The organism is Kitasatospora sp. NBC_01300 (genome assembly GCF_041435235.1).
In the GTDB taxonomy this organism is placed as follows: Bacteria; Actinomycetota; Actinomycetes; order Streptomycetales; family Streptomycetaceae; genus Kitasatospora.
This window is the reverse complement of sequence record NZ_CP108408.1, coordinates 2,572,581-2,582,500: the sequence shown is the minus strand read 5'-3', so window position 1 is coordinate 2,582,500 and position 9,920 is coordinate 2,572,581. Positions and strand designations below refer to the sequence as shown.

The window sequence follows — 9,920 nt, the reverse complement described above, 5'->3', positions numbered from 1 at the left end:
TCGACTGTCTCAACCATAGGCCCGGTGAAATTGCATTACGAGTAAAGATGCTCGTTTCGCGCAGCAGGACGGAAAGACCCCGGGACCTTTACTATAGCTTGATATTGGTGTTCGGTTCGGCTTGTGTAGGATAGGTGGGAGACTTTGAAGCAGCAACGCCAGTTGTTGTGGAGTCGTCGTTGAAATACCACTCTGGTCGTGCTGGATGTCTAACCTGGGTCCGTGATCCGGATCAGGGACAGTGTCTGGTGGGTAGTTTAACTGGGGCGGTTGCCTCCTAAAGAGTAACGGAGGCGCCCAAAGGTTCCCTCAGCCTGGTTGGCAATCAGGTGTTGAGTGTAAGTGCACAAGGGAGCTTGACTGTGAGACTGACGGGTCGAGCAGGTACGAAAGTAGGGACTAGTGATCCGGCGGTGGCTTGTGGAAGCGCCGTCGCTCAACGGATAAAAGGTACCCCGGGGATAACAGGCTGATCTTCCCCAAGAGTCCATATCGACGGGATGGTTTGGCACCTCGATGTCGGCTCGTCGCATCCTGGGGCTGGAGTAGGTCCCAAGGGTTGGGCTGTTCGCCCATTAAAGCGGTACGCGAGCTGGGTTTAGAACGTCGTGAGACAGTTCGGTCCCTATCCGCTGTGCGCGTAGGAGTGTTGAGAAGGGCTGTCCCTAGTACGAGAGGACCGGGACGGACGAACCTCTGGTGTGCCAGTTGTCCTGCCAAGGGCATGGCTGGTTGGCTACGTTCGGGAGGGATAACCGCTGAAAGCATCTAAGCGGGAAGCCTGCTTCGAGATGAGCACTCCCACCTCCTTGAGAGGGTAAGGCTCCCAGTAGACGACTGGGTTGATAGGCCGGATATGGAAGCCCTGTGAGGGGTGGAGTTGACCGGTACTAATAGGCCGAGGGCTTGTCCTCAGTTGCTCGCGTCCACTGTGTTGTTCTGAAACAACGACCCCAACCCGTTTGGTCACGGGGTTGGTGCGGTTGACAGTTTCATAGTGTTTCGGTGGTCATAGCGTGAGGGAAACGCCCGGTTACATTCCGAACCCGGAAGCTAAGCCTTACAGCGCCGATGGTACTGCAGGGGGGACCCTGTGGGAGAGTAGGACGCCGCCGAACAATCATTCACAGAGAACCCCCATCCGGGAAACCGGATGGGGGTTCTCTGCATTTCCGGACAATCTCAAGAATCCGCTCGGGCCATGTCCACCCGCAGGTGGTGCTAGGACCACCTCGCAATTGGGGTGGCATGGCCAGTGCCTGGAACGGGTCGTTCGTGAACACTTGTGGAGGACGATCGAGACCGGCATCAGGAGCTTCCGTGGCAACAGCGAGTCGAACGAGCGGCGCGACGGTGCGCGCGCAGACCGAGGCGGCCTTCGCGTCGGGCGGCCAGGGGCTGGCGCGGCTGGCTCTCCTCGTGGCGGGCGCGGTGCCGGGGCTGGTGCTGCCGGTGGGGGCGGCGGTGGCGGCAGGTGGGGTCACGGCCTCGGTCTTCCAGGATTCCTACTACCCGGTGGTCCTGTTCGGCCTCGGGCTGGCGGCCGTCGCCGGCGCCCTGGTGGCGGCCCTGTTCGTGCGTCGGACAGCGAGCCGGACGCGCCAGCAGCTGGAGCGTTGGTACGGCATCCGCCTGCCGGCCGTGTACCAGCCCCGGCCCGCGTTGGAGCTGGACGAGCGCGGGCACTGGTGGACGGGCTACTCGTACCACCGCTCCCGGACGGTCGCGAAGTACGCGCAACTGCTGCACTGGAGTGCCCGGGACCGGACCACCCGGTCGGAGATGGCCTGGCTGGCCGTCAACCCCGCCCTCGTGGTGGTGCTGGCGGGCCCGCTGGCCGTCCTGATGGTGCTGGGCATGGCCTGCATCCTGACGCCGCTGCCCGTGGACGGGTTCGGGCCGGTGCCCGCACGCCTGGTGTCGGTCCTGCTGAGCGCCGCGCTCGGGCTCGGAATGGTGGCGGTCGGGGTGCTCGTGGCGCCGTACGCGGTGCGCGGGTACGCCGAGGTGGCCCGCCGGGTACTGGACCAGGACGGCCGGGCGACGCACGCCCAGCTGACCAGGCGGGTGGCCGAGCTGACCGAGACCAGGGCGGACGCGGTCGGCGACCAGGCGGCGGAGCTGCGACGGATCGAGCGGGACCTGCACGACGGTGCGCAGGCGCGACTGGTCGCGATAGGAATGACGCTGGGCACGATCGAGCACCTGATGGACACCGACCAGGCGGCCGCCCGGGAGTTGCTCTCCGAGGCGCGGCAGTCCTCGGCCCGGGCGCTGCAGGAACTGCGGGACCTGGTCCGCGGCATTCACCCGCCGGTGCTCGCCGAACGTGGACTGGGCGACGCCGTGCGCGCCTTGGCGCTGGACAGCGCCCTGCCGACCGAGGTCTGCGTGAGCCTGCCGGACCGTCCGCCGGCGCCGGTGGAGGCGGCGGCCTACTTCAGCATCTGCGAGCTGCTGGCCAATGCGGCCAAGCACTCCGGGGCGGAGCAGGTGTGGGTGGACATCCTGTACCGGGCCGGGCTCCTGCGGATCACGGTGACGGACGACGGGGTGGGCGTGGCGGATCCCTCCCGGGGCACCGGCCTGCGCGGGATCGAGCGGCGATTGGGTACCTTCGACGGTGTCCTCGCCATCGACAGCACGTCGGGCGGTCCGACCACCATCACCTTGGAGCTGCCGTGCGAGTTGTCCTCGCCGAGGACCTCTACCTCCTTCGCGAAGGCCTGATCCGGCTGCTGGAAGCGCACGGTTTCACCATCGCCGCGGCTGTGGAGACGGGCCCCGAACTGCTGGAGGCGTTGCTGACCCACCGGCCGGACGTGGCCGTGGTCGACGTCCGGTTGCCCCCGACGCTCACCGACGAGGGGCTGCAGGCGGCGCTGAAGGCCCGCAAGGAGATCCAGGGCCTGCCGGTGCTGGTGCTGTCGCAGCACGTCCAGCAGCTGTACGCGCGGGAGCTGTTGGCCGACGGCACCGGCGGGATCGGATACCTGCTGAAGGACCGGGTGTTCAACGCCGACCAGTTCATCGACGCGGTCCGCCGGGTGGCGGCCGGCGGAACGGCGATGGACCCCGACGTGATCGCGAAGCTGATGCAGACCACCTCGCGTCGGCCCGGCCCGTTGCTGCGGCTGTCCCCGCGCGAGCGCGAGGTGCTGGAGCTGATGGCCGAGGGCTGCTCCAACTCGGCGATCGCCGCCCGCCTGGCGGTCAGCGACGGCGCGGTGGCCAAGCACATCGCCAACATCTTCACCAAGCTCGAACTGGCCCCCGCCGAGGACGCCAACCGCCGGGTGCTCGCGGTGCTGACCTACCTCAACGGAACGGCCGGGCCGAAGGGCTGACGATCCGCCCGGTCCACGACGGGCGGGTCGTCGGCCCCGGACGGTGACACGCCAGGCTGCGGAAACGCTGAAACAGGTGTACGAGTAAACTCCGGTGGGCCGAGCCCGGAGGTCGCTCAGCCGTCCGGCGCCCCGACAAGCGGGAACCGGCAGCCGAGGCAGCGTACGGCAGCAGCCGACATCCAGGGGTTGATAGACGTAATGGCACGCCCAACGCTCACCAAGGCCCATCGGGGCCTGCTCGGCCTGGTCGCGGCCGGCGCCTGCATCATCTCGGGCATCGGCTTCGCGGGCTCGTACAACGCGGTGCGCGAACTGGCCGAGGAGAAGGGCTTCGGGGCCTTCTCCTACGCCTTTCCGATCGGCGTCGACGCCGGCATCGTCGTGCTCCTCTCGCTCGACCTGGTACTGACCTGGCTGCGGATCCCCTTCCCGATGCTGCGGCAGACCGCCTGGGTGCTGACCGTCGCCACCATCGCCTTCAACGCGGCCGCCTCCTGGGGCGATCCGCTCGGCATGGGGATGCACGCCGTCATCCCGGTGCTCTTCGTGGTCGTGGTCGAGGCCTCCCGGCACGCGGTCGGCCGGATCGCGGCGATCACGGCCGACCGGCACATGGACTCGGTCCGGGTGATGCGCTGGCTACTCTCCCCGGTGCCGACCTTCAAGCTCTGGCGCCGGATGAAGCTCTGGGAGCTGCGCTCCTACGACGAGGTCGTCCGGCTGGAGCAGAACCGCCTGGTCTACCGGGCGCAGCTGCGCTTCCGGTACGGCCGTGGCTGGCGCCGCTCGGCGCCGATCCAGGCCCTGCTGCCGCTCAAGCTGGCCAAGTACGGGGTGCCGCTGGACCCGACGCTGTTCGACCGTCTGGACGAGGAGGCGCGCGAGCGCGAGGCCCGGGAGGCTCTGGCGGAGAAGGAGGCACTGGAGCTCCAGCGGCAGGACGGCCGCGCCGCCACGGCCATCGCCCCGGCCGAGGCCGCCGCCCCCGCTTCGGCCCGCCCGGAGCCGGCCCAGCAGCCGCAGCAGATACAGCAGGTCCAGGCCCAGGTCCAGGCTCAGACCCAACCCCAACCCCAACCCCAACCCCAGCCCGAACCGGCCGCGGCCCCGGCTCCGGCCGCCGTCGCGCCGATGTCCGCCGAGGTGGCCGCGCCGATGCTGGCGAAGCTGGCGGCCGTCCGGCTGCGCGCCGCGCAGGAGCCGGACGGCGTGGCGCAGGAGGCCCCGCAGCCGCAGCGCGAGGAACTGAACGTGTGGACCGAGCGCCCGGTGCGCACCACGGGCCACCCGTCCGACGCCGCCCCCGGCGGGCGGGTGCCCGGTCAGGCCTCGCCGTGGTTCAAGCCCCCGCGCCCGGTCGCCGAGGAGTCGGTCCTCCCGCCGCAGCCCCAGGCCCAGGCCGCCCAGGCGGCGGGGCTAGCCGCCGAGCCGCAGCCCCGTCACCCCGGGCAGCCCGCCCAGGCCGAGCAGCCCGTCCACGGCGAGCAGTTCGTCGCGGCCGAGCAGCCCCCCGTCCACGACGAGGAGTCCGCGCCGCGCTCGGCCCCGTCCCGGCTGGATCCGGACCTGGCCTACGACGCCCTGGTCAGCTACATGGACAACCACGAGCACCAGCCCGACCCGCAGCGCCTCGCCGAGTGGCTGACCAAGGAGTACGGCGTCACCGGCAACCGCCCGGACGGCTCGGTCCACCCCAAGGACGTCGCCGAGCTCTACCCGCAGCTGCGCGACCGCTACGCCGCCGCCGGGAGGGACTGACCCGGGCCGCCTCGGCCGGACGCTCCGTCGAACGCTCCTGCGTCCACCGCTCGGTCGGCCATTGACGCCCGTTCCGGCCGGAGCTACCTTCGCCTCAACAAACTGTTGAAGTTGTTGGTCCGGCATGGAGGAGTGCGGATGTCGCAGGTCGAGGTCGACGGTAACGGACCGACGGGCGGGGCCTCCTTCTCCGCCGCCGCCCGCGCCGCCGTGGAGGCGCTGCTCGCCCCGGTCGACGCCGACCTGGCGCGCCGCTACCCCGGCGACACCGGGACCAGGCAGCCGGTGCACACCGTCTACGTCCCGGCCGACGCCTTCGCCGCCGACACCGTGAGGGAGTGGGGCCGCCAGGCCCTGGAGGCCTTCGACACCCACGCCGGCACCCCCGCCGAGCTGGCCCGCGCCCTCGGCGTGGCCGACGACGAACTGCTCGCCGACGTGCACGCCCGGGTCCGCGCCAAGCTGGAGCGCGAGCCGGTCGAGGACCTGCGGATCGACTTCGAGGACGGCTACGGACCCCGCCCGGACGCCGAGGAGGACGCCGCCGCCGTCCGCGCCGCCGAACTGGTCGCCGCCGCCGTGGCCGAGGGCACCGCACCGCCGTACCTCGGCATCCGGATCAAGTGCATGGAGGCGGCCGTCCGCGACCGCGGCATCCGCACCCTGGAACTGTTCCTGGCCACCCTGCTGGCCGGCGGAGGCCTGCCGGACGGCCTGGTCCTCACCCTGCCCAAGGTGACCTACGCCGAGCAGGTCACCGCGCTGGTCCGGCTGCTGGAGGACTTCGAGCGCCGCGCCGGGCTGCCCGCCGGCCGGATCGGCTTCGAGATCCAGATCGAGACCACCCAGGCCATCCTCGGCCCGGACGGCCGGGCCACCGTGGCCCGGATGATCGAGGTGGCCGAGGGGCGCGCCACCGGGCTGCACTACGGCACCTTCGACTACAGCGCCTCCTGCGGCGTCAGCGCGGCCCACCAGAGCATGGACCACCCGGTCGCCGACCACGCGAAGGCGGTCATGCAGGTGGCCGCGGCCGGCACCGGCGTCCGGCTCTCCGACGGCTCGACCAACGTCATCCCGACCGGCTCCACCGAACAGGTGCACGCCGCCTGGAAGCTCCACCACGACCTGGTCCGCCGCTCGCTTGCCCGCGCCTACTACCAGGGCTGGGACATGCACCCGGCGCACCTGCCGACCCGCTACGTCGCGGTGTACTCCTTCTACCGCGAGGGCCTGGCGGCCGCCGCCGCCCGGCTGGCCGCGTACGTCGCCAAGGCGGGTGGCGACGTGATGGACGAGCCGGCCACCGCCCGGGCGCTCAGCGGCTACCTGCTGCGCGGCCTGGACTGCGGCGCCGTCGACCCGGCCGAGGTCACCGCGCTGACCGGCCTGGACCGCGCCCGGCTGGACGCCCTGGCCGGGCGCTGACCCCGCGCCCGGCCGACGAAGCCCGCCCAGGGCCTAGGCTGGCGGTGCCGCCCCGGGACGCCCGGGGTGCGCGCCGCCAGCCGTCGCCGTTTCCGGGAGAACCACCGCGTCATGTCCGCCACGCCGGAACCGACCGCCAGGCCGTACCTCACCATCCGGCGGGCCGGCAGCCACGAGACCGAGATCAAGAAGTCCCGGTTCATCTGCCACCTCGCCCGGGTCGCCGACGAGGAGGAGGCGCAGGCCTTCATCGCCGGCATCCGCAAGCAGTACTGGGACGCGCGGCACAACTGCACCGCCTTCGTGGTCGGCGACGACCAGCGCCGCGAGCGCTCCAGCGACGACGGCGAGCCCGGCGGCACCGCCGGGGTGCCGATGCTGGAGGTCCTGCGCCGACGCGGCCTGACCGACACCGCCGCCGTGGTGACCAGGTACTTCGGCGGCATCAAGCTCGGCGCGGGCGGCCTGGTGCGGGCGTACGGGAACGCGGTGTCCGAGGCGGTGGACGAGGTCGGTCTGCTGGAGCGGCGGCCGGTGTCGCTGCTCGCGGTGACGGCCGACCACGTGCGCGCGGGGCGGGTGGAGAACGACCTGCGGGCGGCCGGGTACACGGTCAGCGACCTGGCCTACGAACCGGCCGGGGTGCGGATCGAGGTGGGCGTACCGCAGCCGGAGGTGCCGGCCTTCCACGCCTGGCTGGCCGAGGCGACCGGTGGTACCGCCGTCGCGGTCCCGGCCGGCCGGACGTACGTCGAGGTGCCGGTCTGATGCCGGAGCAGACGGGCGGCGGCGCTTTCGGCCACCTATTCGGCCAGATCGCGGCCGATCCGTTTCGGAGCCTTGCGGGGCGTGCCTAGCCTGGTCCGGTCGTCGAGCAGGAAGCCGCCCCGAGATGCCCGTCGTCCAGACCGTCACCCTGCCGCCGGGGGCCAGCACCGGCTGGCACTACCACCCGGGCCGGGTGGACGTGGTGGTGCTGTCCGGGACGCTGACCCGGACCCTGCACGACGGCCGGGTCGAGGTCAGCCGGGCCGGGGACTCGCTGGTCGAGGAGGCCGGACCGGTCCACGTCCACGTGGGGCGCAACCTCGGGGACGAGCCCGTGGTGCTGATCGCGAGCTACGCCGACCCGGCCGGTTGCGCGTTGGCGGTGCCGGTCGCGGAGCCCGAGTGGAGTCGCAGCGGCGCCCGGCCCGCCGAGGCCTGACCCGCCGAGGCCTGACCCAACGATGTATGAGCAGGCCGCTCCGGCTCTGTCGCCCGCCGCCCGGCGCTGAGGGCGGGTCGGACCGGGAGCCGCGCCACGCGGTGCGCGGCTTGAGCAGATTCACCCGAACGTATTGACGTGGCCCGGAGTTGGAACTTCCGCTCCGGGCCATGGCGTTTCCTGGGCAAGGATCCGGCCGAACCGGACGAATAACCCATCGATGGAGGACACCAGACCCCACCCCGCACCACGGAGGTATGCGCATGACCTCAGACCGCTTTTCGTCGCCCGCCGGCGCCGACCTGACCGGCCCCGCGACGCCCTACCGGATGACCGTCACCACCACCCTCCCGCACCGCGAGGCCGTCGCCCTGGCCGACGAGCAGCTCGCCGCCTGGCTGAAACAGGAAGGCTGCGAGGAGCCCCCGCCGGCTCCCCGCGCCCTCACCGGGCCGCCCCCGGCCGGACCGGCCTCGACGGGGAAGGCTCCAAGCCGACCGGAACCGCCCGAACTGACGCCCCCTGGACTGACGGCGTCCGGACCGGCGCAGTCCCGACCGGCCCCCGTCGCCGAGCGACTGCGCCTGGGCGACCGCGTCCTGCTCGACCGCGACCGGGGCCCGCTGCGCGGCGGCCCGGCCGCCGGCCGCTACGACCGCCGACGCCTGCGCACCCCGACCCCGCACGGCACCCAGCAGCTCACTCTGACCGTGGCCACCGGGGCCGACGGCCCCACCTGGGTCCGGCTGGAGGCCGAGACGCACAGCACCGGCAACGGCGTGCGGACCCCCTGCCGGGTGCCGGTGCCCGAACTCGCCCGCACCCTCCTGCCGCTGCTCGACGCCACCGACGGCCCGGCCGCCGTCCACCCGGCTCCCCGGGTGATCACCGCCGGCGAGGTCGACGGCCTGATCGACGAGCTCTGCGACCCGGAGCGCAGGCTGCCCGTCGTGGTCGCCAGCGTCCCGGTGAACCTCCCGCTCGACCGCTGGGTCGAGGACGTCGTCCGCCCGCTCTGCCACCAGCTGCCCGGCCTGGCCACCGCCTACGTCCTGGACCCGGGCGCCCGGACGGGGTTCAACGTCGCGCTGGAGTACCACAGCGTCTACGGCGGAGCGGTGCGCACCTACCTGCCCGAGGTCGACCCCGCCTCCCGGTGCGACGGCGCCCGGCACCCGGTGCTCGCCCGGGGGCGAATAGAGCAGGACATCCGCCGTGCGGCCGGGCTGCTCGCCCGCGAGCCGCGCCGGCTCGCCGCCGACCTGCCGCTGCCGCCCCCACTGGCGGCCGTCCCGGTGCTGCGGGTCGCCCCGGCGCCGCGCCGCGGGGCCGTCAGCCCGGCCGGGGACGCGGTCGCCGTCCGTGCCGAGCTGGCCGCGCTCGTCCGGGAGGAGCAGCAGGACCGCGCCGAGCAGCAGGCCAGGGCCGACGAGCTGGAGCGGGTCCGGCGCACCCTGCGCCACGAGCGCCGGGACAACCGCGTGGGTCGGGACAGCCGGGACAAGCAGGACGGCCGCGAGGGTCATGAGGGCCGCGACCGTCCGGAGCTCCGCGAGCGCCACGACGGTCGGGACAGCCGGGACGGCCACGTGCGGGCCGGCTCCCGTGCCCTCACCGGGCGCCACTGCATCCTCCAGGGCGCCGCCGGGCACTTCGCCGCCAAGCCGTCCGCCCGGCCCGCGAAGCCGGAGACCTTCACCGAACTCATGTCCAGGATCGACGAGTTCCCGCTGCTGACCTTCACCGGTGACCAGAAGAACGCGCTCGCCCTGGACGGGCTCCGGTGCTCCGGCGCGGGCTGGGCCCGGCTCGCCTGGGACGGGCTGACCGCCCTTCAGGAGTACGCCGAGGCGGCGGTCCGCGGCACGGCCGGCGGCGACTTCAAACAGTGGTGCGAGCACACCCCGGAGGGCTGCCACCACTTCCCGCCCCGCAAGGCGGTGCGCGGGGAGTCCCGGACGGTGTTCAGCCACACCAAGTGGAAGCGCGAACGGATGCTGCCCGTCCCGGAGAGCGTGGACGCCTCCCGGCGCGCCTTCATGGGCGCACACCTGCGGATCGGCGGCGGCCGTACCGCGCCCCGGCTGCACTACCTCGACGATTGCTCGGGCAGTGGCCGGATCTATGTCGGCTACATCGGCCTGCACCTGACCAACACCCGGACCAACTGAGAGGCT

At 72.1% G+C, this 9,920-nt stretch carries 7 protein-coding genes and 2 rRNA genes (1 of these 9 only partly in view); all 9 read left to right on the top strand.

Annotated features, from left to right (window positions below; translation table 11 throughout):
* A 23S ribosomal RNA gene (locus OG556_RS11460) occupies positions 1-914 on the top strand; it begins 2,207 nt to the left of the window's first position.
* A gap of 87 nt (positions 915-1,001) precedes the next feature.
* Positions 1,002-1,118 (top strand): 5S ribosomal RNA (gene rrf, locus OG556_RS11455).
* Between the two features lie 202 nt (positions 1,119-1,320).
* Complete coding sequence (locus OG556_RS11450; RefSeq protein WP_371516995.1) at positions 1,321-2,730, top strand: sensor histidine kinase; 1,410 nt, start codon at positions 1,321-1,323, stop codon at positions 2,728-2,730.
* Positions 2,682-3,347: a LuxR C-terminal-related transcriptional regulator gene (locus OG556_RS11445; RefSeq protein WP_371516994.1), complete on the top strand. Its 666-nt coding sequence runs from the start codon at positions 2,682-2,684 to the stop codon at positions 3,345-3,347. Before OG556_RS11450 ends, OG556_RS11445 begins: the two co-directional genes overlap by 49 nt.
* A gap of 201 nt (positions 3,348-3,548) precedes the next feature.
* Complete coding sequence (locus tag OG556_RS11440; protein ID WP_371516993.1) at positions 3,549-5,108, top strand: DUF2637 domain-containing protein; 1,560 nt, start codon at positions 3,549-3,551, stop codon at positions 5,106-5,108.
* 138 nt (positions 5,109-5,246) lie between these two features.
* The gene (locus OG556_RS11435) at positions 5,247-6,536 is read left to right on the top strand and encodes an aldolase/citrate lyase family protein (RefSeq protein ID WP_371516992.1); all 1,290 of its coding nucleotides are present in this window, start codon (positions 5,247-5,249) and stop codon (positions 6,534-6,536) included.
* A 111-nt stretch (positions 6,537-6,647) separates the two neighbouring features.
* On the top strand, positions 6,648-7,304 hold the full coding sequence (locus OG556_RS11430) for a YigZ family protein (protein ID WP_371516991.1): 657 nt from the start codon (positions 6,648-6,650) through the stop codon (positions 7,302-7,304).
* A 124-nt stretch (positions 7,305-7,428) separates the two neighbouring features.
* Entirely contained in the window at positions 7,429-7,743 is a 315-nt protein-coding gene (locus OG556_RS11425; protein WP_363624975.1) for a cupin domain-containing protein, read from the top strand.
* A gap of 263 nt (positions 7,744-8,006) precedes the next feature.
* The gene (locus OG556_RS11420; RefSeq protein ID WP_371516990.1) at positions 8,007-9,914 is read left to right on the top strand and encodes a hypothetical protein; all 1,908 of its coding nucleotides are present in this window, start codon (positions 8,007-8,009) and stop codon (positions 9,912-9,914) included.
* The last annotated feature ends 6 nt before the right edge of the window (positions 9,915-9,920 follow it).

Excerpts from the sequence above, each read along its gene's own strand:
- OG556_RS11440 (WP_371516993.1), top strand. The coding sequence starts at position 3,549 with ATGGCACGCCCAACGCTCACCAAGGCCCATCGGGGCCTGCTCGGCCTG.
- OG556_RS11435 (WP_371516992.1), top strand. The coding sequence starts at position 5,247 with ATGTCGCAGGTCGAGGTCGACGGTAACGGACCGACGGGCGGGGCCTCC.
- OG556_RS11430 (WP_371516991.1), top strand. The coding sequence starts at position 6,648 with ATGTCCGCCACGCCGGAACCGACCGCCAGGCCGTACCTCACCATCCGG.
- OG556_RS11425 (WP_363624975.1), top strand. The coding sequence starts at position 7,429 with ATGCCCGTCGTCCAGACCGTCACCCTGCCGCCGGGGGCCAGCACCGGC.
- OG556_RS11420 (WP_371516990.1), top strand. The coding sequence starts at position 8,007 with ATGACCTCAGACCGCTTTTCGTCGCCCGCCGGCGCCGACCTGACCGGC.